Source organism: Marimonas lutisalis, from assembly GCF_005434965.1.
GTDB classification, from domain to species: domain Bacteria; phylum Pseudomonadota; class Alphaproteobacteria; order Rhodobacterales; family Rhodobacteraceae; genus Marimonas_A; species Marimonas_A lutisalis.
This window is the reverse complement of sequence record NZ_SKCI01000003.1, coordinates 509,087-530,091: the sequence shown is the minus strand read 5'-3', so window position 1 is coordinate 530,091 and position 21,005 is coordinate 509,087. Positions and strand designations below refer to the sequence as shown.

The window sequence follows — 21,005 nt, the reverse complement described above, 5'->3', positions numbered from 1 at the left end:
CGTTTCCTCTGAGAACCCATGCCAGGCTTAGAATGAGATTCCGGCAATTCACACGATAATGCACCAGACTGATCCCAGCATGTCCTCTTCCAACTTAAAGTATGACTTCACGCAGCCAGATCGGATTAGCACGATCCCAAGATAGACCGCCTTGTCGTAAATCAAGGCCTCGAACACCCTTTGTTCCGATGATACTCTTAAACGGGAAATTGCGTCCCTTAGGTTTGTTTCAGTCTAGTAATGCATCCAAAACTCACAACAGGAGGCCATTATGGCAGCGAAATGGAAGGTTACAGCCAAGCATACAGAAAATATTCTTACTTTGGGGGCTGAGGCCGTGGTGGAACAGGCTGTCGATCTGGCCAACCCTGACAGCCCAAGGGAATATCTCTACGATATCGAGCATGTGGATACGCACGAGTGCCGACGGGTTTTTTCGCATCGGACTCTGGAGGTAGGTGCGTTTATCGAAGAGGGTGAGTGGAGCAGAGACGTTTGAGGGATCATGCCAGATAGACCTGGCTTGAGGCGGGCAGGGGGCTTGCGCAGATTCTGGCTATGACCAAGCGCTCTCCTTCAAGTATTTCAAAACCAGCCCTGAGATCATTCGCCTGGTGGTGATGCTGTATGTTCGGTTTCCGTCTTACAAAGCCGCGCCTCGCGATCTGGGTTGCGATGATCTGCAGGCGTGCGGTCGGTGACTTAACAACCGCGTTGAGAATTCGCACTTACCATTCCGACGACGAGCGCGGGCGATGCGACGCTTTCGCCGAATGCGAAGTTTGCAGAAATTCGTTGCCGTTCACTCCTCCGTCTTCAACCACTTCAACCAGGACTGAAGCCTCTCCAAACGAGATCACTTCAAACAAAATCGAACTGCTGCTCTGGCCGAGTGGCGCGGTCTCTGCGCGGCCTAAGGGACAGTGCTACTGTCCCAGCAGAGACTTGTTCGAATTCGGCTGGCAGCGCCGCAGGCGTTTCCCAGCCGAAGGTAAGCGCCAATTGGTTGACAGAAAATGAGCCCGGCAATAGCTTGAAAACAGGAAAAAAAGCTGGAGAACCGACGATTTTCGCCCCATCGCTTCCTGTGGATTATGCGCATACCTGCATGAATCACTTTATCGTTCTCGATCTGCGCGAAACGGGGGAGTTCTCCGAAGAATTCCTCTTGGATTTGGGCAGCAAGATTAGTTCCAGCCCTTTGTGCGACGACATGCTCGTCCTGCAGCCTTCAAAAGTCGCTGACGTACGATTGCGGATATTCGGCGCAGACGGTCTCGAGGCCGATTTCTGTGCCAACGGGCTGCTGTATGTCTCCTCGAAAATCGGCGATGAGTTGGGACGCGACGCCGTAACGATCGAGATGCCGACCGGAGTTCGCAGGGCGTCGCGTGTCGGTGATGCTTGGCAGGCCGAAGTAGGGGAGGCCGAGCGGCTCGAGTTTGATCCGGCTCTTTGCAAAAATTTTCCAGTGATCGGTCTGATACGTGCGGGCGAGCCTCACCTGGTGCTCGGCTTGCCGGAGGCGTTGCCGGGCTTCAATATCGACCGCCGCGAATTCGAGCAGTATTGCAGGCCGCTGCCGGATCTTCTGGACATTCCTGGAGGCGTCAACGTAACGGTTGTTTTCCAGCAGCAGGATGACAGGGTGCTGATCCGCACTTACGAACGCGGTGTCCGCCGACATACGCTCTCGTGCGGCACCGGTTCGGTTGCGGCGACCGCGGCGGTCTTCGGCACGCCGGATGGCCCGCGCCGTTTTCATGTCTGCTCGCCGGGGGGAATGCACAGTATCTATTTCGATGGTGGGCATTGGCATCTCATTGCGCGACCGGTGCGCATCGGTTCAGGGTTCCTGCGTGACGGCCAGGTATGCTTACCGCTCGAACAACTGCAGCATTATTACGCGGAACCAAGGCCGATTTCTTTAACAGAGGCGTAAATAGGCACGATAATGATAAGCCCCGATAAATTCGGCGAAAAACGCGACCTGGTAATGCATATTCTCCGGCACACCAGTGCAGAACTGACGGCGTTGCTTGGTGTCGAGACACGCTTCGATCTGGCCAGTGAGGTCGATGGTGATCTGCTTGCGCGAATGGAGCAGATCGAGGAGGAGATCTTCCGCGTTGAGGACAACGTCTACACCGAGAGCGACCTGCGGGAATGTCTGGCGATGCAGGATGCTTTGCTGCTGACACTGACCATTGGCGGCAAAGTCGAGGGCTATCTCTTCGGTTATGCGGACGAGCCCGGCAATCCGGTCGTGGAAGGCAGCGACTACTTTGTCGACTCGGCCGTCATCTCGCTGGCCTACGAGGCGAAGGGCATCGGCAGCATGCTTTCGCTACCGGTACTCTTCCTGATCTACCTGCTGGGTTACAATGTGGCGGGTCTGACGACAGAGGAGCAGGACAGAACGGGGCGCAGACTGGCGGATTTTTACCGCAAATTGGGTTTCGTCAATGCGCCGGTCAACAGAGAAGGGGATGTAGGTATCGGGCTTACGCTTGAGCTGACACCACCGACGTTGAAACGGATTGCGGATATGCTGCCGAACACTGACTACCTTGTGGAGGCACTGGATGCCTGATCCGGCGCGTGCCGTCGTCATTGCCAGGTTGTGGCTCGAGCGCTTTTCCGCGAACACAGGGTCAGGAGTCTCGGGGTAACAATGACCGTGGCCGTGCCAGAATCCTCCGATCATGTTCTGACCAATCAGATCGTCCGCGCTGAGGACGGTACCGAGCTTGTCGGCGATCTCTACATTCCTGCTGGAAAACCCCCGTTCCCGGCCATTCTGCAGATCACGCCATACAATGCTCGCTCACTGGCCGGGCTCGGGCGTATATACGCACGGCGTGGCTTTCTTTTCCTGGCACTGGACTGCCGTGGCAGATACCGTTCAGCAGGCGATTGGGAGCCTTTCGCGCATGATCAGAAGGATGGGCATGCTGCCATCGAGTGGTTTGCGCAGAATCCCTTGTGCAACGGACGTGTTGGCATGCGAGGCCATTCCTACAGCGGTTACAACCTGCTGCTGGCGGCGATAGACGCACCCGAAGCATTGCAGGCAATCGTCTCCACGATGGCGCCAGGTGATCCTTTCGTGAATGCCCCCTTTGTCGGGGGCGCCTATAATGTCGGCAACTTGATCCGGTTGCTGGAGATCACCGGACGCGTCAGCCGGGATGCACGGCCCGACGAGGATTTTGGAATTCGACGTTTCGGCGCCAACAGCATGACGGTCAATCTCTACGAGGCTGATGGCAACTCGAGACCTGAAGACGACACCGATGATGAGTGGCCGGCTCTTTTCGCCAGTCGAATGGCGCGGCCGTTTGAGGAAATCGATCGCCGCCTCGGTGTCTTTCAACCGCAGTTTCGCGAGTGGATTCAGCACTGGCGACTTGATGATTTCTGGCGCGCGCGCTCGGTCGGTGGGCGTATCGAACGCATCAAGGCCCCGGCGCTTTTCATTTCCGGCTGGTGGGACGGCAATGGCGGCAGCGCGTCCGTTTTCTTTGACGGTTTGCGCAAGTCCGGTCAGGATAGGCGGCGGCTGCTGTTCGGGCCATGGGATCATGCGCTCAAGGCACCCGATTGCAGTGATCTGCCCGAGGATGATGCACAATCTATCATACGCGCAGCCGGACGGGACCAACTCAATGACGAATTCGCGTGGTTCGATACCCACCTGCGCGATCTTCCGTCCGGTCCAGCGACATCGGCCCGCACGACACTGTTTGTTACGGGGGTGAATCGCTGGCTCGATCTCGACGACTGGCCGCCGCACCGGACACACAAGTCGACCTATTATCTTCACGGGGATGGCGCTCTTCGGCTTGAGCTGCCCGAGGCTGCCGAGAACTCCAGCCGATACAGTTTCGATCCATCCGATCCGACGCCGTTCGGTCCGCCATCTTATCGCGGTAAGCCTTACCCGTTCGACAATTCAAAACTGGCCGAAAGCCGCAGTGACATTCTCGTTTTCGAAACGGACCCGCGCGGTGCGCCTCTTGCGCTTGTCGGCCAGGTATCAGCCTTGCTTTATGCCGAGGCCGACGTCGCCGATTTCGATCTCTGCGTGAAGCTGCTCGACCGTTATCCAGACGGTCGCGCAATTCTGCTGTGTGACGGGGTGCTGCGCGCGCGGTTCCGCGATAGCCATGAGAGGCCGACACGTGTCGAGCCCGGTCAGGTCAATTCGTTCAGTATCGATCTCTGGCATCTGGGTCATGTCGTCCGCCCCGGCCATGCCTTGCGCCTCGAGGTTGCTTCCGGTGCGCTCGGCCGGATAGATGTTAATCCCTGTACGGGGAACGACCTTGGTGGTGACACTGACAGGAAGCCTGCGAAAGTCCGGCTGCATCACTCGCTTACCCGTCCTTCGCAAGTGCTCCTGCCCATCTACGAAGATCCGCGACTGGTTGACGAGACACAGCCATGACGCTCAACGACAGTTTTTGGCCTGACCCGCAGGAGCGCAAGCTACTCGGCCGTTTCTACATAGCCGAAAGCATTAGTGAGATCCTGAATGTCATCTTCCCGTTCCGTTTCATCTATCTCTTTCTGGTCATGGAGCGACCGGAATGGGCGGTAATTCCGCTGATGGTTGAGATGGCGACGGTACTGGTCATGGAAATCCCGACCGGTGTCGTGGCCGACCGCTGGGGACGCAAGATCTCTGTTATCAGCGGCGGGCTGGTCTCGGCGCTCGGCTGGGGGCTGATCCCTCTGGCGGTCTTGGCAACCGGGCCGGATCAACTCCTCTATGTCAGCTTCTGTTTTTTCCTCAGCGGTTTCGGCCAGACGCTGGTGTCGGGTGCGCAGCAGGCCTGGGTCGTCGATAATCTGGCAAGTGCGGGCCGTCGTGATCTCGTCGACCGGTATTTCGCACGCATGCGCTCCTTTGCTTCGCTTGGCGGGGTCATGGCTGGCAGTATCGCGTTGCTCATTCTTTTCAGCACGGACGTGACGCAGGCCGTGCTTGGCTGGCTCTGGTGCCTGGCTGCGTTCGGGCTGTTGCTGGCCATCGCCATGGCCGCAACCATCCCGGAGAAGCGGCCGCAGCAGCAAGACGGCGAACCGCGAATCTCGGGGCTCTGGCAACAGACGATTGCCGGTTTTCGCAGCATCAGTCGCAAACGCCCGTTGTTGATGCTTGCGATCGCGATCGTGATTGCAACATTCTCGGGGGCCGTCGCCGACCAGGGTTTCGACATAGCCCTGGTCACGCGCGGTCTGGATGCGCGTGCGCTGGCACCGTTGGGTATACTTGATGACCTGATCGGAATGGTCGCACCTTTGATCGGCGTCGTGCTTGCGCGGCGGTTCGGCGCTACGCGTTTGCTGGCTGTCTTCATGATCATCCCCGCTCTCGCCGTGCTGATCTTCTTTCTTCAGCCGGGGCTGTGGGCCGTCGTGCTTCTGTTTCTCTTCCTGGTTTTCTTCGATTCGATTTGGGATCCGGTCGCCGATGCGCATCTGCACGATCTTATTCCCTCGGCACAGCGCGCCACCATCGGTTCTATCGTCAACCAGGCAAGTGGGGTTGCGATGGTGGCCGGTATCGGGCTGTTCGCACTCTTGCTTGGGGACCGCAGCGACGCGCTGCAGGCTGCGACGCCCGACCTGATCACTGCATTTTCCGGCGGAGTCTCGACTCATGTCGACCTGCCAACCGGACTGTTCGGCTTGCCGATTACGGATCTGGCGATCTTGCTGTTCGTGCTGGCCGGGTTGGGTGCCGTGCCATTTCTGTTGGCTGCCCGGGTGAAATCCGATGGAGGAAAGAAGTGAAACTGCGCGAATCGAACCGGATCGAGACCATCGTTTCAGAGGAAGACACGCCCGAACGCCAGCGATTGCTGAAGGTCAAAGAGGAACTTAACCGCACGCTCTCAAGGGACAATCCCGAAGAACGCGCAGACTGGCTGATTGCTGAGGAGCCGTTCGAACTGCCCGACAACGCCATCGAGAAGATGCGAAAGGCCGGGCCGGCGTTGAAGCGGTTTTTCGAGGTGGCCAACGCGCTTTTTCTCCGCGAACCGTGGATACAGAGCCGGCTCGAGAAGCGGATGACGCCCAATTATGCCTTGCTGAATCGCGCCCAACCCGATGCGCTGCCGCTCATGCCACGCCCTGACGTGGTGTTCGACCGCGACTGGAATCCGAAATTCGTCGAGTTGGAGATTACCGTCTGCGCGCGCTACGACACGGCCGCTATGGCCGAACTCTATGGTCTGGATGGTGACAACGGCCTGATCCGCAACTACGCCGAAGCCTTCAAACGTCGCTGGCCTGGGAAAACGCTGGCGTTATTGACCGCGCCACATCCAATCTGGTGGTACATCATCGACGAGGCGATACCGATCGCGGCCCGGTTGCAGCGTGAAGGGGTCGATGCGCTGGCGATCGGCGGTGAGGAACTGGCCAGCCTGCATTTCGATGGTGAGCGACTGTTGTTGCGGCAGCCGGATGGCAACGAGAAGCAGATCCACGTCTTCGACCGCTTCATCGATATTTACGAAATCGCCGAGATGACCCATCCAGGTATGGCACCGCTGCTCGATGCCTATTTCGCCGGCGCTGTCCAATCGATCAACACATGCAAGCAGTCGCTCGATGAAAAGGAATGGATGTGCCTTTTCTGGGATCCGGAACTCCGGTCGACCTGGAAGCAGGAACTTGGAGACGAGCATGACACGCTGCTGCGCGAGATGATGCCGCGTACATGGCGCGTTGAGCCCGGCGCCGTGATCGAGCTGGTTTCCGGCAAGCTGGTCCCGATGGAGCAGCTCGGATCATTGCCAGCCGAGGACCGTTCCTTCGTCCTGAAAGAGAGCGGCACGTCCTCTACATCCTCTGGTGCGCAGTCACTCAGGATTCTCTCGGAGCTTGATGCCGAGGCCGCGCAATCCGCGGTTGAGGGCGCATTTGCGAACCACACCACGTCACCATTCATCCTGCAGGAGATCATCGAGTCGCCACGCATCAGTTTCACGGCACTCAACACCAGGGATGGCGACAAACTCGTGACCCAGCATGGCGCGCGAATGAAGCTCAGCGTCTTCTACGTCGATGGCAAAATGACCAACGTCAAGTTCATAGCAAGCAATGGCAGCTTTGCGGTCAACTGGAGCGACTGCGTGGAGGGAATGGTGCAGTACTGACACTTTGCCGGGGCCTGGTCATAGGAACCTGTTTGTAGGTGCCGTGGCAGGCATCGCCGAGGCCCTGGCACAGGGCCGGGAAGTGTCCATTTGAACAACCGGTTGCCGCCACAGCCCCTTAAGGGCGGAGAAAAGGAAGCGACTGTGGTCAATGCTCTTATAATGGCAGACTCGCTTTCAAAATTCTCCCACGATGCGGCTACGAGGTGAAAAACTTGAATCGTGGTTAATGCCAAACCGTTGACTACGGCGATACGCCGGTGATCAACGACGCCTCGGTTGCCATTGCGGTAGCGATCGGATCTGCCACCGCCGATCTCAGCCTTATCACCAACAATGGCGATGGTACTTCCAGCCACGACCGTGCCGATTTCCACTTCCTGAATTAAGGTGAGGCAGCAATCTACGAGATCAGCCTCGACGTGGTTTCAGGGTCGGATACCGTCTCGCAAACCGTGACGCTGACGATCAGCTGTGCCAACGACGCGTCGGTGGTCAGCGGGCCCGTGCTGGCAATGGAAGACGAGGATGCGCTGCCGATCCTGATCGAGCAGGACGACCTGCTGTCGATCGCGTCCGACGTGGACCTTGCCGATGCGGGCGCGCTCGTGGCCGAGAACCTGGCGATCAGCGCCGGTGCGGGTGTCCTCGTGGACAATGGTGACGGCACCTGGACCTTCACGCCGGCGGCTGATGACGACACTGAGGTGAGCTTCACCTTCGACGTGACCGATGGTGACGAAACGGTCGCTGCGACCGGTGTGATCGACCTGCTTCCGGTCAACGACGATCCCGTCGGCACGGTGTCGATCTCGGGTGTCGCGCAAGAGGCAAGCGAGTTGGCGGTTCTCGTCTCCGGGCTTGCCGATGCCGACGGCCTGGGCATGCTGAACTATCAGTGGTTTGCGGATGATGTGGCCATTGTCGGTGCAACCGGGCTTACCTTCACGCCTGGCCAGGACGAGGTCGGCTCGATCCTGACGGTCGAGGTGAGCTACACTGATGGGCGCGGCACGCTGGAAAGCCTGCTCTCCGCGCCGTCGCTGGCCGTGCTGGACGCTGCCTACAACTTCATCGAGGGAACCGATGCGTCGGAACTGATCACCGGAAACGATGGACAGGACGCGATCTTTGCCCTGCTCGGCGACGATACACTCGTCGGCGGCCTCGGCGGAGACAGCCTCTCCGGCGGCGATGGCTTCGACATCGTCAGCTATGCCGACGCGGCCGAACGCGCGCGGGTCGACTTCCTGAACTAGGAGGCGGGTAATGCGCGCGCCGCGGCGGACGATCTCTATGATGGGATCGAGGGCGTGATCGGCACCGATTACGACGACCTGCTGTCGACCGACCTGAGCGACAACTTCCTGGATGGTGACCGCGGCAACGACGTTCTTCGTGCACGCAAAGGCCGCGATACCATGTTCGGCGGCGACGGCGATGACGAGCTCGACGGCGGCAAGGGCCGCGACCGGATGGAAGCAGATGACGGCAATGACATGCTGATCGGTCGGCGCGGGCATGACAACATGCGCGGTGGTCGTGGGGATGACACGCTGGATGGTGGTACCGGTAATGACTTCATGCTGGGCGGCCGTGGAAGCGACCTGCTCATCGGTGGTCAGGACAATGACACCATGCAGGGCAACCAGGATAGCGACACCTTCGTCTTTGCAGATGGCCACGGTGTGGATGTCATCACGGACTTCGAGGCAACCAACGATGCCGAGAGGATTGATTTCTCGGGACTTTCCACGATCGTTGACTTCGATGGTGTGACAGCGGTTGCGGTCGAGGATGGTGCGGATGTGGTGATTACCACCGGGGGTGCGTCGTCGATCCGGTTGGAGAATGTGCTGCTTACGGACCTGGACGCCAACGACTTCATCTTCTGAGGCGTCGACCAAATACGTGCATTGATCTGAGGCGGGGTTACCCCGCCTCAGTCGTTTTCGGGGTGGCGAAAGTGAACGCGCTGGCGGCCGGGATAATTTAAATTTTCCAATGGTTTGCTGGCCATCCCTAACCGCCGGGACGTTTTTCGGTAGCCCGCGGAACACCGCCAGGCCTGGCACGCGCGGCCATCGCTTTCGGCTCGGCAGCGTGGTCCGCTTTTCGCTTTGAGCCAGCGTGTTGCGGCAACGTGGCCGCCTTTCCGAGCTGGTCGTGCAGACCGCCCGGGGAATCGGCGTACGGTCGGGTTAACGGCGCTGCGGTGCCGCGAACCCAAGGGGGTGATCCGCGGCTGACATCCGGCTGACATGCATGCACCGCCGCAGCGCGGCAAATCTTTACGCTTTGTTAGGTTAACCCGCCGTGCGGTACCGTGCCAGGAGCGGCCAACTGCAGGTCAAGCCGATCCGTTCTTTCTTGGCACAAATACTCACTGGCGCGACGGAACCGCAGGCGGCACCTCGAACCCGTGGCCAATGCGGGCGTGCAGCGCGGAGCCGGCGCAAAACCTGCGCCGGGAGGGCAGGTCAGAGATCGATCCCCTTGGCCGAGGCGAGGCTCATCTCATGCACCTCGTCGTCGGCGCCCCAGTTGAGGATGTCGCGCAGCGTGACCACCGAGCCGACGATGATCATCGCCGGGCCTTTCAGTTTCGCCTCGTCCACACGGTCGTCGATATCGGTCAGCGTGCCGGTCACCACGCGTTGGTCGGGGCGGGTGCCATTCTCGATCACCGCCACCGGCGTGGTCATGTCGACGCCGCGCGCCTCGAATCCTTCGACCAGCGCATCGAGCGAGGACAGCCCCATGTAGATGGCCACGGTCTGCCCCGGGCGCACCATTGCCTCCCAATCGAGACCCAGCACCCCGCCGCGGCCATGCGCCGTGACGAAGACGCAGGATTGCGCATGGCCACGATGGGTGAGCGGAATGCCGGCATAAGCGCCACAGCCGGCGGCCGCGGTGATGCCGGGCACGACCTGGAAACCGATGCCGGCCTTGGCCAGCACCTCGATTTCCTCACCGCCGCGGCCGAAGATGAAGGGATCGCCGCCCTTGAGCCGCAGCACGCGATTGCCCTCGCGCGCGAGCTTGACCATGAGGTCCGAGATTTCCTCCTGCGACATGGTGTGGTTCGAGGGCGCCTTGCCCACGTAGATCCGCTCGGCGTCGCGGCGCACGAGGCTGAGAATCTCGTCGCCGATCAGCCGATCATAGAGCACCACGTCCGCGCGCTGCATCAGGCGCAGCGCGCGGAAGGTGAGCAGATCGGGATCGCCGGGCCCCGCACCGACGAGATAGACTTCGCCAACGGGCTTGGTCTTGCCGGTGGCGGCATCGTGCAGGTCCTGTTCGATCTGGCGGGTCGCGCGGTCTTCTTCGCCGGCAAGATAGAAGTCGCCTGCCGGGCCTTCGATCATGCGTTCCCAGAAATGGCGCCGGTCGCGGCCGTCCTCGAAGATGGCGGCGATCCTGTCGCGGAAGCCGCCGACGAAATCGGCCATCCGGCCGAAGGCGGCGGGCAGGGTGGATTCGATCCGGGCGCGCAGGATGCGGCCGATCACGGGCGCGACGCCGCCGGTGGAAATGGCGATGACGATGGGAGAGCGGTCGACGATCGAAGGGGTGATGAAATCGCACATCGGCGGATTGTCGGCGATGTTGGTCAGGCAGCCCTCTTCGCGCGTCCATTGATAGAGGCGCTGGTCGCGTTCGTCATCCTCGGACGCCCCCCAGACCACCATCGCCCCGCGAATGTCATCGCGCGTGGGCAGGCGGGGATGATGGGTGACATTGGGATGGTCGAGCAGCAGTTCGAGTTCCTGCGTGGGGTGCGGGTCGAACACCTCGACATGGGCGCCGGCGGAGAGCGCGCGCTCGACGCGGCGCGCGGCGACGGTTTCGCCACCGTCGACCACGACCTTCTTGCCGGTGATGCCGAGGAAAATGGGCAGGTTGTCCATGGGTGTCTTTCTTCTTTGTCAGGCGTTGCCGCCCGAGCCCGCGCCCTCGATCAGCGCGGCGGCGAGATTGCGGGCGCTGTCGGCGTCGAGGTCGACCTGGGTGATGCGTTTGCCTTCGCGCAGGATCAGGCGGGTCATCTTCATGCCCGAGTCGAAGGTAACCTCGCGCACCTGGGCCTTGCGCGAGTAAGGCAGGTCGAAGGCGGCGATTTCGCGGAAGTCCTCAGTCATATTCGAGCCCCTTGGTGAAGGCGGTTTCGAGAATCCATTCCCATTTGCGGGGGGTGTCGCGGTAATCCGGCTTGAGATCGAACTCCATGAACACTTCGCCGGATTGGCCCAGGTGTTTCACGAGTTCTTCAAGCTCCTTGAAGCTGGTGACCTCGGGGTGGCCGATGATCAGATCGCTGAGGCGTGCCATGTCAGACTTCTCCTACCCTGTTGTGAAAGCGGACGCGGAAAATGAGGCGCCCGGTATCGTCGTCGTTTTCGAATGCGGTCCTGTTGTGCAGGACGTTGTTGTTGAGAACGCCCTGGCCGGCCTCGAGCCGGATGCGCACCGCCAGCGGATCGCCGGTGGCGAGGTAGTCGCGCAGAAACGCCTCGGCTTCAAGGGTGGCGGGATCGTCGCGCCATTCGATCGAGCGGGTCCGCGCGGTATAGCGCATCTGCATCTGGCCGGTGCCGGGATCGGGATAGAAGACCGGGCCGACCGAGGCGGGACGCACCGAGCCGTCGGGTTCGGTGTTTTCGGGAATGGTCATGGCCTGCGGGTGCATCAGCGCCTGAAGGTAGGCGGGATGTTCGTCACGCAGGCGGATATAGAGGATCTCGGGATCGAGGATGTCGTTGGTGCCGCCCTGGGCCGCCTGCGAGACGCAATGCAGCACGAAGGCCGAGATGCGGTTCTCGGGCGCATTATAGTAGCCGTCGGTGTGCCAGTTCATCGCGCGGGTGGAGTAGGGGATGTAGCCGCGCTGTTTCGGCGCGTCGGAGACACGCAGCGCGACGATGCCCTGGTCGCCCCCCGAGCGGTGCGCCTCGGCGATGCGCAGGCCGAAACGCTCGGCGAAAGACCGCAGGTCGCGGCGGACCTTGGAATCATCTTTCTCAGGCGGGCTGCTGTAGATAGCAAAATTGCTCATCCGGCAGCGCCGGATGATTTCTTGTTGCTCAGATTCGCCGGGATTGGCCAGATCTGCGAGCGCCACGGGGGCGAGCCGGCGGCAATTTTCCGCGCCTGACAATTTTGTCGCACGCCATGCCTGGTAGGCCGTTTCATCCGACAGGTTTTGCCAGTTAAAGCTTTGTTTATGTTGAGTTTCTGTCTGCATTTCGGTCGCGCCCGGTCTTCTCCCTGAACTCGGATGTTGCCCGCCTGGACATGCGAACGTAAAATAATCTGCATCCGAGAGTGCATATTTTTTTTACATTCGTTTATCGTAATGTATAGATAGAAAGGTGAAATGCCATGCCGGCGCGGGTCTGGGAGGACGCTGAGGCGGGCGATCTTGGGAAACGCGCGAGATCACCACGCCGGCCAATGACAGAGCCGAACCGGCCGAACCCGCAACCAGATTTCTGGGAGGACTGTTGTGAAAGACGGCGACGCAAAGAAAACCCTGGATGGCAAGGACGTCCATCCGACCCCTCACCTCGACCAGCTCGAGGACGGCCCCTGGCCGAGCTTCGTGACCGGCCTGAAGCGGCTGCGTGACGAAGGATCGCCGAACAATCGGCGAATCATGAACGACCTGCTGGGTCAGTTGAACCACTCCTACGAGAAGCGCCTGGGTTTCTGGAAGGGCGGTACGGTTTCGGTGTTCGGGTATGGCGGGGGCATCATCCCGCGGTTTTCGGAAGTGGCCAGCATGTTCCCGGAATCGAAGGAATTCCACACGCTGCGCGTGATGCCGCCGGCGGGATACCACTATGACACCGAGGTTCTGCGCAAGATGTGCGACATCTGGGAAGAGCATGGCTCGGGCCTGATTGCCTTCCACGGGCAGTCGGGTGACATCATGTTCCAGGGCACCGACACCGCCGGCACCCAAAAGGCCTTCGACGCGCTGAACGAGATCGGCTTCGACCTTGGCGGCGCGGGCCCCGCGCTGCGGACGGCGATGAGCTGCGTGGGCCATGCCCGCTGCGAGCAGTCCTGCTATGACGAGGTGCGCGCACACCGCACCATCATCAACAGCCTCTTGGACGAAATGCACCGCCCGTCGCTGCCCTATAAGTTCAAGTTCAAGTTCTCGGGCTGCGCCAACGACTGCGTGAACGCGATCCACCGCGCCGACTTTGCCGTGATCGGCACCTGGCGTGATGACATCAAGATCAACCAGGAGAAGGTGAAGGAGCACATCGCCGAGGTGGGCCGCAAGTACACCATCGACACGGTGGTCAACATGTGCCCGACGCGAGCGATCTCTCTGAATGACGATGACACGCTGGAAATCGACAACCCCAGCTGCGTGCGCTGCATGCACTGCATCAACGTCATGACCAAGGCGCTGTCGCCCGGCGACGACCGCGGCATCTCGATCCTGATCGGCGGCAAACGTTCGCTGAAAATCGGTGACCTGATGGGCATCATGGTGGTGCCGTTCATGAAGCTGGAAACCGACGAAGACTTTGAGAAACTTGAAGAATTCGCGGAAAACGTGGTCGAGTTCTTTGCCGATAACGCGCTGGAACACGAGCGTGTGGGCGAGACGATCGACCGGATCGGCCTGCCGGCCTTCCTTGAGGCGCTGGACATCGAACCGGACCCGAACATGGTCAACCACCCGCGGACATCGTGCTATGTGCGCACCGACGACTTCGACGACGAAGCCGAGAAGTGGTTCGAGCGCAAGGCCCGCGAGGCAGGACTTCAGATCAGCGCCGAGTAATCGGCGCGATCACATCCGGATTTCATTTGGCTCCTGCCGTCACGGAGGATGAGGCGGCAGGATGGGAGGAAAGACATGACAGCAGCAGAAGACACCAAGCCGCGGATGCCGGACGAGGTCGGGGTTCCCGATCCGTTCCCCTACATGCACCCGATCATGAAGAAGAACTATGGCAACTGGGATTGGCATGACCGCCCCCGCGCCGGCGTTCTTCACCACGTATCGAAATCGGGTGACGAGATCTGGACCGTGCGTGCCGGTACGCAGCGCCAGATGGACGTGTTCACGATCCGCAAGCTGTGCGATATCGCCGACGAGTTCGCGGACGGCCACGTGCGCTTCACCACCCGCTCGAATATCGAGTTCATGGTGGGCGACCAGTCGAAGGTTGATCCGCTGATCGCGAAACTGGGTGAAGAGGGCTTCCCCGTGGGCGGCACCGGCGCATCGGTGTCGATGATCAGCCACACCCAGGGCTGGCTGCACTGCGACATTCCCGGCACCGACGCCTCGGGCGTGGTGAAGGGCATGATGGACATGCTTCACAAGGAGTTCATCCAGGAGAAGATGCCGAACCGCGTGCGTATCACCACGAGCTGCTGCCAGATCAACTGTGGCGGTCAGGGCGATATTGCCGTGAACGTGCAATACACCAAGCCGCCGAAGATCAACCATGACCTGGTCGCCAACGTCTGTGAACGCCCGGCCGTCGTGGCACGCTGCCCGGTGGCGGCGATCCGCCCGGCCATGGTGAACGGCAAGCCGAGCCTGGAAGTGGACGAGAAGAAATGCGTCTGCTGCGGGGCCTGCTATCCGCCGTGCCCGCCGATGCAGATCAACGGTGACGATTCCACCAAGATCGCGATCTGGGTGGGGGGCAAGCACTCGAACGCCCGTTCGAAGCCGACCTTCCACAAACTGGCGGTCGCCAACCTTCCCAACAACGCGCCGCACTGGCCGGAAGTGAAGGAAGTGGTGGGCAAGATCATCAATGCCTACAAGAAAGACGCCAAGCACTGGGAGCGCATGGGTGAGTGGATCGAGCGGATCGGCTGGAACCGGTTCTTCGAAATGACCGACCTGGCGTTCACCAAGCACCACCTCGACACCTGGACCGGGGCGCGCAAGACGATGAACATGTCGGCGCATATCCACTTCTAAGCCACGGGGACTACAGGTGAAAATCGGAGTATTGATAAGCGAGGGTCCGTATACGCACCAAGCGGCGGACACGGCCTTCAAATTCGTGACGGCGGCGATTGCCGCCGGCCACGAGGTGCCGCGGGTATTCTTTTACCATGACGGTGTGAACGTGGCGACGCGCCTGAGCGTGCCGCCGCAGGACGAGCGCAACATCCAGCAGAACTGGAGCGGGCTGGCCAAGGAGCATGGCACCGACCTGGTGGTCTGCATCGCCGCCGCACAACGCCGCGGCCTGCTGGACGAAAATGAAGCCAACCGCCAGGGCAAAGACGCCAACAACATTGCCGACGGTTTCCGGATTTCCGGGCTGGGGCAATTGATCGAAATGGGAATCCAGTGCGACCGCCTGGTGACCTTCGGCGACTGAGGAGGGATTTATGTCGGACGTGAAAAAATTCCTCTATGTGAACCGCAAGGCGCCCTATGGCACGATCTATGCGCTGGAGAGCTTGGAAGTCGTGCTGATCGGCGCGGCGTTCGAGCAGGACGTTTCGCTGGCCTTCTTGGATGACGGCGTGTTCCAGCTGACCAAGGGCCAGAAGACCGACGGTATCGGGGTCAAGAACTTCTCGCCGACCTTCCGGGCGCTGGGCGACTACGAGGTCACCAAGCTTTATGTCGAGAAGGAAAGCCTGGAAGAGCGTGGCCTGACCGAGGACGACCTGCAGGAGATCATGTACGAGGACGAGGATGACGACTGGGAAGAAAAGCCCAGCATCCGCATCGTCAGCCGTGCCGAGATGGCCGATGTCATGGCCGATCAGGACGTGGTTCTGAGCTTCTGAGGGGAGAGAGCAAATGGCAACGCTACACACGGTGAACAAGTCGCCCTTCGCCAATCAATCGCTTCTGAGCTGTTTGAACCATGTCAAGGACGGCGATTCGGTTCTGATGATAGAAGACGGTGTCTATGGCGGGCTTGCCGGGTCGGGCCTGTCGGACGCGGTGGCCGCCAAGGCCGGATCGGTGCAGGTTTTCGTCCTGCAGGAAGATCTGGAAGCGCGCGGCATTGACGCAGGTCGCCTGATAGATGGGGTGACAGCCGTCGGGTATGATGGATTTGTGAACCTGGTCGCGGAAACCGACCGGACGCAAGCCTGGCTTTGAAGAAACCTGCCCGGGGTTCGGGCGAACTTTTGTGAGGAGAAAGAAATGTCTGCATATAGCGTGAACGGCCAGACCGTTGAGCATGACGAAGAAGGCTACATCACCAACCTGAGCGACTGGTCGAAGGACCTGGCCGAGGTGATCGCCAAGGAAGAAAACATCGACATGACCGAGGAGCACTGGGCCGTCGTCAACTTCCTGCGGGAATACTATGACGAATACCAGATCGCGCCGGCCGTGCGCGTGCTGATCAAGGCGATCAAGAAATCAATGGGTCCGGAAGTGGGCAACAACAAGTACATGTACGAGCTGTTCCCCTACGGCCCGGCCAAACAGGCCTGTAAGATTGCCGGCCTGCCCAAGCCGACCGGCTGCGTCTGATCGGTTCTGCCCGGCCCGTTGGGAGGCTGGCCGGGCAAAATAGCCTTTAAAATTAAAGGCTTGCGCGAAAACTACGGGAGGAGTCCGCGTGCTGTCTGTGATCTACGCCATCCTATTCTACGTCGCGACGATCCTGTTGGTCGTGGGTGTGGCGATGAAAATCCGCAAATATGCGCGCACGCCGGCCCCCCTGAAGATTCCGACGACGCCGGCACCCACGACCACGGGCGGTGTTGTCCTGCGGATGTTCCGCGAGGTCGTGTTCTTCGAGAGCCTGTTCAAGTCGAACAAGTGGATCTGGCTGTTTGGCTGGGCGTTCCACATGGGCATGTGGCTCGTCCTGATCCGGCATATCCGCTATTTCACCTATGATATCTGGTGGTGGGTCCAGCTGGCCCAGCCGTTCGGCACCTATGCGAGCTTTGCCATGCTGGGCGGGCTTCTGGGGCTGTGGGCGCGGCGGATCCTAGTCGAGCGGATCCGCTATATCACCAATCCCAGCGATCATTTGATGCTGGCGCTTCTGGTGGCGATCGTGGGGTCGGGGATGATGATGCGCTTTGTCGTGCATACCGACATCCTGGCGGTGAAGGCGTTCATGCTGGGCCTGATGCGCCTGCGCATCGAGACCCTGCCGGGCGATCCGATCCTGCTGGTGCATCTGGGCGCGGTGGCGGTCCTGATGATCATCTTCCCGATTTCGAAACTTCTGCATGCGCCGGGCGTCTTCTTCAGCCCGTCGCGCAACCAGGTCGATAACCCGCGCGAAGTGCGCCATATCGCGCCCTGGGCCAAGAAACTGGAGAGCTGAGCCATGGCAGCCGATGGTGACGATATCCCGAAGCTGAGCCACCCGCTCGAGATCCCGAAGCTCAAATGCGGGGCGATGGAAGGGCTGCAGCCCTTCATCGCGGCGCCCGAGCACCAGGAAAAGCTGGGCTTCCCCGGAGAGCTGGTGCCGAACTGGAAAGAGGTGGCGCTGGCCAAGATGGCCGAGCTGGCGGAGAAGAACCGCGCGTTCCAGGTCTATCTCGATGCCTGCGTGAAATGCGGCGCGTGCACCGACAAGTGCCATTACTTCCTGGGCACGGGCGATCCGAAGAACATGCCGGTGGCGCGCCAGGACCTGCTGCGCAGCGTCTATCGCCGCTATTTCACCTTCGCGGGCAAGTATTTCCCGTCGCTGGTGGGCGCGCGTGACCTGACCGAAGAGGTGCTTCAGGAGTGGTATTCCTATTACCACCAATGCAGCGAATGCCGCCGTTGCAGCGTGTTCTGCCCCTATGGCATCGACACCGCCGAAATCACCATGGCCGCGCGCGAGATCATGGACGCGGTCGGCATGGGCCAGAAATACTCGAACGAGATCATCGGCAAGGTGAAGGACGTGGGCAACAACCTCGGCCTCAACCCCAAGGCGCTGGCGGCGACGCTGGAAGACCTGGAAGAAGAGATCGAGGACGACACCGGCATTTCGGTGCGCCTGCCGCTGGACGAGAAGGGCGCCGACATCCTGCTGGTCACGCCTTCGGCCGACTTCTTCGCCGAACCGCATATCGACGGGCTTATCGGCTATGCGAAGGTGTTTCACGAGGCCGGCGTGAGCTGGACGCTCAGCTCCTATGCCTCGGAGGCCGCCAATTTCGGCCTGTTCATCGGCTCCTACGAGAACATGCGGGAAATCGCGCTGCGAATCCGCAAGGCAGCCGAGGACCTGGGCGTGAAGCGCATCATCTTCGGCGAATGCGGTCATGCGTGGCGGGTGGCTTACAGCTTCCTCAACACGCTGGCGGGGCCGTTCGATTTCCTGGACCCGAAATACCCGGTGCCGCAGCATATCCTGGAGTTCACCTGGAATGAAATCCAGAAGGGCACGCTGAAATTCGACAAGAGCCAGAACGACCACATCAAGCTGACCTATCACGACAGCTGCAACGTGGCGCGTGCCAGCCGCATGGGCGATGAGCCGGGCGGCCAGTTCGAGATACCGCGCAACGTCATCAAGGCGGTGTGCAACTACTACTATGATATGGACCGTTCGACGACGCATGAGAGCACGCTGTGCTGCGGCGGCGGCGGGGGACTGTTGACCGACGACCTGATGGAGCTGCGCAAGAAGGGGGCCAGCCCGCGGATGACCGCGTTGCAGGAGGTCACGGAAGAGCACGGGGTGACCCATATGGCCGCGATCTGCGCCATCTGCAAAACCCAGTTTTCAAAGGTCATGCCGGCGTATGGCTATGACATGGACAGCATCGTCTCGGTGCACCAGCTGGTTTCGAATGCGATCATTCTGACCGGGCAGGACGGCGACGACGATGACAGCGAGGATGAAACCGAGGCCGCCTGAGGCTGCGGGGACGTGGAGGACAAACGATGAATGACGTGAGCAACGACCCGAAACTGACGTTCCGCCGCTTTGAGGAAGGCGAGACGGCTGCAGATTGGGACCTTGAAGAAAAGATCTTCCAGGGGGACACGTCCTACAAGTGTCCGACCTATGTGCACAAGACACCGCCCTGTCAGGGCTCGTGCCCGTCGGGCCACGAGATTCGCGGCTGGCTGGCGATTGCTCGCGGCATGGACAAGCCTCCGGTCGAGGACATGGCCTGGCAGGAATACGCGTTCCAGCGGATGGTCCAGGCCAACCCGTTCCCGGCCACGATGGGCCGGGTCTGCCCCGCGCCCTGCGAGGCGGGCTGTAACCGCAACGAGGTGGACGATTATGTCGGCATCAACGGTGTCGAGCAGTATGTCGGCGACTGGGCCAACGAAAACGGCGTGAAGATGGGCGCACCCGGCGCGGCGACCGGCAAGAAGGTAGCCGTGATCGGCGGCGGACCGGCCGGCCTTTCGGCAGCCTATTACCTGCGGCTGGATGGCCACGAGGTTTCGATCTTCGAGGCGCATGACAAGCTGGGCGGCATGATGCGCTATGGTATCCCGGGTTACCGGACGCCGCGCGACATGCTGGACAAGGAGATCGGCCGGATCATCGACATGGGCGTCGACGTGCATCTGAACACGCGCATCGGCAGCGATGTGACGGTCGAGAAACTGGAACAGGCGTTCGACGCGATATACTGGGCGATTGGCGCGCAGAATGGCCGCCCGCTGCCCATTCCGGGCTGGGACGGCACCGAGAACTGCATCAACGGGATCGAGTTCCTGGATGCGTTCAACCAGGGTTATGTGCTTGGCACGGCGAAGAAAGTCGTCGTTGTCGGCGGTGGCGACACCTCGATCGACGTGGCGAGCGTGGCGCGGCGCCTGGGCCATATTAACAAACCCTACAACCCCGAGCGCAACGACGGTTCGGTGGTGGATTTCACCAGCCATGACGTGGCGTCGAGCCTGAGCCGGGAAGGCATGCAGGCAACGCTGACCTCGCTCTTCCCGGTCGAGCAGATGACCGCGGCCGAGCGCGAGCGGGAAGACGCCAAGCGCGAAGGCATCGACATCAAGGGCAGCGTGATGCCGCTTGAGGTGATCAAGGACGACAACGGCAAGGCCGTCGGCCTGAAGATGTGCGAATGCAAGATGAACGGCATGGCTCCGGAGCCGATCGAAGGCACCGAGTTCGAGATCGAGGCCGACATCATCATCGCCGCCATCGGCCAGATGGGCGATTTCGAAGGCATGGAAGACCTGGCCAACGACCGCGGTTTCATCGACATCGAGGGCCCCTACCAGGTGAAAGGCCGCGAAAAGCATTTCGCCGGTGGTGACATCATCAAGCCGCACCTTCTGACCACGGCGATCGGCCATGGCCGGATCGGGGCCGAGATCATCACTGACTACCTGGATGACGGCAATGTCAACAAGCGGCCCAAGGTGGATGTGCATCACTTCAACCTGATGGAAGAGCTGCACCAGCGCGGGAAGGACCCCGAGCCCTATGACCACACGCAGGGCCGCGGGACGAACTCGGCCAAATACGCGATCCACAATTACGAGGACCGCTCGAACGCGCAGATCATCCCGCATACCGAGCTGTACAAGGGCCACTTCGCCTTTGAAAAGCGCGGGGTGCGCGAAGAGGTGCATATCGAGGGCGATGCCGTTCTGGGCAACTTCGAAGAGCGGATCATCGGCTTTACCGAAGAGCAGGCGCGCAAGGAAGGCGAGCGCTGCATGTCCTGCGGGATGTGTTTCGAGTGCGACAACTGCGTGATCTTCTGTCCGCAGGATGCCGTGCACCGGGTGCCCAAGGCCGACCGGACGGTGGGGCGCTATGTCTATACCGATTACAACGCCTGCGTCGGCTGCCACATCTGCGCGGATGTCTGCCCGACCGGCTATATCAAGATGGGCCTCGGGGAGTAAGC

The 21,005-nt window shown here is 60.6% G+C and carries 22 protein-coding genes and 1 pseudogene; 19 read left to right on the top strand and 4 right to left on the bottom strand.

What is annotated here, in order from left to right:
* Positions 1 to 271 precede the first annotated feature (271 nt).
* From E0501_RS15660 to E0501_RS15620, 10 genes and pseudogenes are all read left to right on the top strand, one after another.
* Complete coding sequence (locus E0501_RS15660) at positions 272 to 499, top strand: hypothetical protein (protein ID WP_137702305.1); 228 nt, start codon at positions 272 to 274, stop codon at positions 497 to 499.
* A gap of 133 nt (positions 500 to 632) precedes the next feature.
* Positions 633 to 917, top strand: a pseudogene (locus tag E0501_RS21380) (DDE-type integrase/transposase/recombinase); the annotation flags it as partial.
* Positions 918 to 1,006: 89 nt separating this feature from the next.
* Complete coding sequence (locus E0501_RS15650; protein WP_137702304.1) at positions 1,007 to 1,942, top strand: diaminopimelate epimerase; 936 nt, start codon at positions 1,007 to 1,009, stop codon at positions 1,940 to 1,942.
* Between the two features lie 12 nt (positions 1,943 to 1,954).
* A complete protein-coding gene (locus E0501_RS15645; RefSeq protein ID WP_137702303.1) occupies positions 1,955 to 2,593 on the top strand; it encodes a GNAT family N-acetyltransferase in 639 nt (212 codons plus the stop codon).
* Positions 2,594 to 2,674: 81 nt separating this feature from the next.
* Positions 2,675 to 4,450 (top strand): CocE/NonD family hydrolase, encoded by a 1,776-nt coding sequence (locus E0501_RS15640; RefSeq protein WP_137702302.1) that lies wholly within the window; start codon positions 2,675 to 2,677, stop codon positions 4,448 to 4,450.
* Positions 4,447 to 5,802 carry an MFS transporter gene (locus E0501_RS15635; protein ID WP_137702301.1) on the top strand — a complete coding sequence of 452 codons (1,356 nt, stop codon included), beginning with the start codon at positions 4,447 to 4,449 and terminating at the stop codon, positions 5,800 to 5,802. The genes E0501_RS15640 and E0501_RS15635 overlap by 4 nt, the downstream gene beginning before the upstream one ends.
* Positions 5,799 to 7,175: a hypothetical protein gene (locus E0501_RS15630; RefSeq protein ID WP_137702300.1), complete on the top strand. Its 1,377-nt coding sequence runs from the start codon at positions 5,799 to 5,801 to the stop codon at positions 7,173 to 7,175. Before E0501_RS15635 ends, E0501_RS15630 begins: the two co-directional genes overlap by 4 nt.
* A gap of 260 nt (positions 7,176 to 7,435) precedes the next feature.
* Complete coding sequence (locus E0501_RS21705) at positions 7,436 to 7,564, top strand: hypothetical protein (protein WP_268888893.1); 129 nt, start codon at positions 7,436 to 7,438, stop codon at positions 7,562 to 7,564.
* A gap of 66 nt (positions 7,565 to 7,630) precedes the next feature.
* Positions 7,631 to 8,434, top strand: coding sequence for a cadherin-like domain-containing protein (locus E0501_RS15625; protein WP_205123509.1), 804 nt, complete (start codon positions 7,631 to 7,633; stop codon positions 8,432 to 8,434).
* A 54-nt stretch (positions 8,435 to 8,488) separates the two neighbouring features.
* Positions 8,489 to 9,070 carry a calcium-binding protein gene (locus tag E0501_RS15620; protein ID WP_137702298.1) on the top strand — a complete coding sequence of 194 codons (582 nt, stop codon included), beginning with the start codon at positions 8,489 to 8,491 and terminating at the stop codon, positions 9,068 to 9,070.
* Positions 9,071 to 9,655: 585 nt separating this feature from the next.
* On the opposite strand, the gene cysG is transcribed toward E0501_RS15620, so the two are convergent.
* From cysG to E0501_RS15600, 4 genes are read right to left on the bottom strand one after another with little or no spacing between them, the layout of a single operon-like run.
* Positions 9,656 to 11,092 (bottom strand): siroheme synthase CysG, encoded by a 1,437-nt coding sequence (gene cysG, locus E0501_RS15615; protein ID WP_137702297.1) that lies wholly within the window; start codon positions 11,090 to 11,092, stop codon positions 9,656 to 9,658.
* An 18-nt stretch (positions 11,093 to 11,110) separates the two neighbouring features.
* A complete protein-coding gene (locus E0501_RS15610) occupies positions 11,111 to 11,323 on the bottom strand; it encodes a DUF6967 family protein (protein ID WP_137702296.1) in 213 nt (70 codons plus the stop codon).
* Positions 11,316 to 11,513 carry a sulfur relay protein DsrC gene (locus E0501_RS15605; protein ID WP_137702295.1) on the bottom strand — a complete coding sequence of 66 codons (198 nt, stop codon included), beginning with the start codon at positions 11,511 to 11,513 and terminating at the stop codon, positions 11,316 to 11,318. The genes E0501_RS15610 and E0501_RS15605 overlap by 8 nt, the downstream gene beginning before the upstream one ends.
* A 1-nt stretch (position 11,514) precedes the next feature.
* Positions 11,515 to 12,237: a TauD/TfdA family dioxygenase gene (locus E0501_RS15600; RefSeq protein WP_161594635.1), complete on the bottom strand. Its 723-nt coding sequence runs from the start codon at positions 12,235 to 12,237 to the stop codon at positions 11,515 to 11,517.
* 450 nt (positions 12,238 to 12,687) lie between these two features.
* Here E0501_RS15600 and dsrA point away from each other — a divergent pair, with 450 nt between their 5' ends.
* The 9 genes from dsrA to E0501_RS15555 all read left to right on the top strand — a co-directional run bounded on the left by dsrA (position 12,688) and on the right by E0501_RS15555 (position 21,003).
* Positions 12,688 to 13,986: a dissimilatory-type sulfite reductase subunit alpha gene (dsrA, locus tag E0501_RS15595; protein WP_205123508.1), complete on the top strand. Its 1,299-nt coding sequence runs from the start codon at positions 12,688 to 12,690 to the stop codon at positions 13,984 to 13,986.
* A gap of 75 nt (positions 13,987 to 14,061) precedes the next feature.
* Positions 14,062 to 15,147 carry a dissimilatory-type sulfite reductase subunit beta gene (gene dsrB, locus E0501_RS15590; protein ID WP_137702293.1) on the top strand — a complete coding sequence of 362 codons (1,086 nt, stop codon included), beginning with the start codon at positions 14,062 to 14,064 and terminating at the stop codon, positions 15,145 to 15,147.
* A gap of 16 nt (positions 15,148 to 15,163) precedes the next feature.
* Complete coding sequence (gene tusD, locus E0501_RS15585) at positions 15,164 to 15,556, top strand: sulfurtransferase complex subunit TusD (RefSeq protein WP_137702292.1); 393 nt, start codon at positions 15,164 to 15,166, stop codon at positions 15,554 to 15,556.
* Positions 15,557 to 15,566: 10 nt separating this feature from the next.
* On the top strand, positions 15,567 to 15,974 hold the full coding sequence (gene tusC / locus E0501_RS15580) for a sulfurtransferase complex subunit TusC (protein WP_137702291.1): 408 nt from the start codon (positions 15,567 to 15,569) through the stop codon (positions 15,972 to 15,974).
* Between the two features lie 13 nt (positions 15,975 to 15,987).
* Complete coding sequence (tusB, locus tag E0501_RS15575; protein WP_137702290.1) at positions 15,988 to 16,296, top strand: sulfurtransferase complex subunit TusB; 309 nt, start codon at positions 15,988 to 15,990, stop codon at positions 16,294 to 16,296.
* A gap of 45 nt (positions 16,297 to 16,341) precedes the next feature.
* Complete coding sequence (locus E0501_RS15570) at positions 16,342 to 16,677, top strand: TusE/DsrC/DsvC family sulfur relay protein (RefSeq protein ID WP_137702289.1); 336 nt, start codon at positions 16,342 to 16,344, stop codon at positions 16,675 to 16,677.
* An 88-nt stretch (positions 16,678 to 16,765) separates the two neighbouring features.
* On the top strand, positions 16,766 to 17,488 hold the full coding sequence (locus E0501_RS15565; RefSeq protein ID WP_205123507.1) for a respiratory nitrate reductase subunit gamma: 723 nt from the start codon (positions 16,766 to 16,768) through the stop codon (positions 17,486 to 17,488).
* A gap of 3 nt (positions 17,489 to 17,491) precedes the next feature.
* The gene (gene dsrK / locus E0501_RS15560; RefSeq protein ID WP_137702288.1) at positions 17,492 to 19,027 is read left to right on the top strand and encodes a sulfate reduction electron transfer complex DsrMKJOP subunit DsrK; all 1,536 of its coding nucleotides are present in this window, start codon (positions 17,492 to 17,494) and stop codon (positions 19,025 to 19,027) included.
* A 26-nt stretch (positions 19,028 to 19,053) separates the two neighbouring features.
* Positions 19,054 to 21,003 carry an NAD(P)-binding protein gene (locus tag E0501_RS15555; protein ID WP_137702287.1) on the top strand — a complete coding sequence of 650 codons (1,950 nt, stop codon included), beginning with the start codon at positions 19,054 to 19,056 and terminating at the stop codon, positions 21,001 to 21,003.
* Positions 21,004 to 21,005 lie beyond the last annotated feature (2 nt).

Excerpts from the sequence above, each read along its gene's own strand:
- E0501_RS15660 (WP_137702305.1), top strand. The coding sequence starts at position 272 with ATGGCAGCGAAATGGAAGGTTACAGCCAAGCATACAGAAAATATTCTT.
- E0501_RS15645 (WP_137702303.1), top strand. The coding sequence starts at position 1,955 with ATGATAAGCCCCGATAAATTCGGCGAAAAACGCGACCTGGTAATGCAT.
- E0501_RS15640 (WP_137702302.1), top strand. The coding sequence starts at position 2,675 with ATGACCGTGGCCGTGCCAGAATCCTCCGATCATGTTCTGACCAATCAG.
- E0501_RS15635 (WP_137702301.1), top strand. The coding sequence starts at position 4,447 with ATGACGCTCAACGACAGTTTTTGGCCTGACCCGCAGGAGCGCAAGCTA.
- cysG (WP_137702297.1), bottom strand. The coding sequence starts at position 11,092 with ATGGACAACCTGCCCATTTTCCTCGGCATCACCGGCAAGAAGGTCGTG.
- E0501_RS15610 (WP_137702296.1), bottom strand. The coding sequence starts at position 11,323 with ATGACTGAGGACTTCCGCGAAATCGCCGCCTTCGACCTGCCTTACTCG.
- E0501_RS15605 (WP_137702295.1), bottom strand. The coding sequence starts at position 11,513 with ATGGCACGCCTCAGCGATCTGATCATCGGCCACCCCGAGGTCACCAGC.
- E0501_RS15600 (WP_161594635.1), bottom strand. The coding sequence starts at position 12,237 with ATGAGCAATTTTGCTATCTACAGCAGCCCGCCTGAGAAAGATGATTCC.
- dsrB (WP_137702293.1), top strand. The coding sequence starts at position 14,062 with ATGACAGCAGCAGAAGACACCAAGCCGCGGATGCCGGACGAGGTCGGG.
- tusC (WP_137702291.1), top strand. The coding sequence starts at position 15,567 with ATGTCGGACGTGAAAAAATTCCTCTATGTGAACCGCAAGGCGCCCTAT.
- tusB (WP_137702290.1), top strand. The coding sequence starts at position 15,988 with ATGGCAACGCTACACACGGTGAACAAGTCGCCCTTCGCCAATCAATCG.
- E0501_RS15570 (WP_137702289.1), top strand. The coding sequence starts at position 16,342 with ATGTCTGCATATAGCGTGAACGGCCAGACCGTTGAGCATGACGAAGAA.
- dsrK (WP_137702288.1), top strand. The coding sequence starts at position 17,492 with ATGGCAGCCGATGGTGACGATATCCCGAAGCTGAGCCACCCGCTCGAG.
- E0501_RS15555 (WP_137702287.1), top strand. The coding sequence starts at position 19,054 with ATGAATGACGTGAGCAACGACCCGAAACTGACGTTCCGCCGCTTTGAG.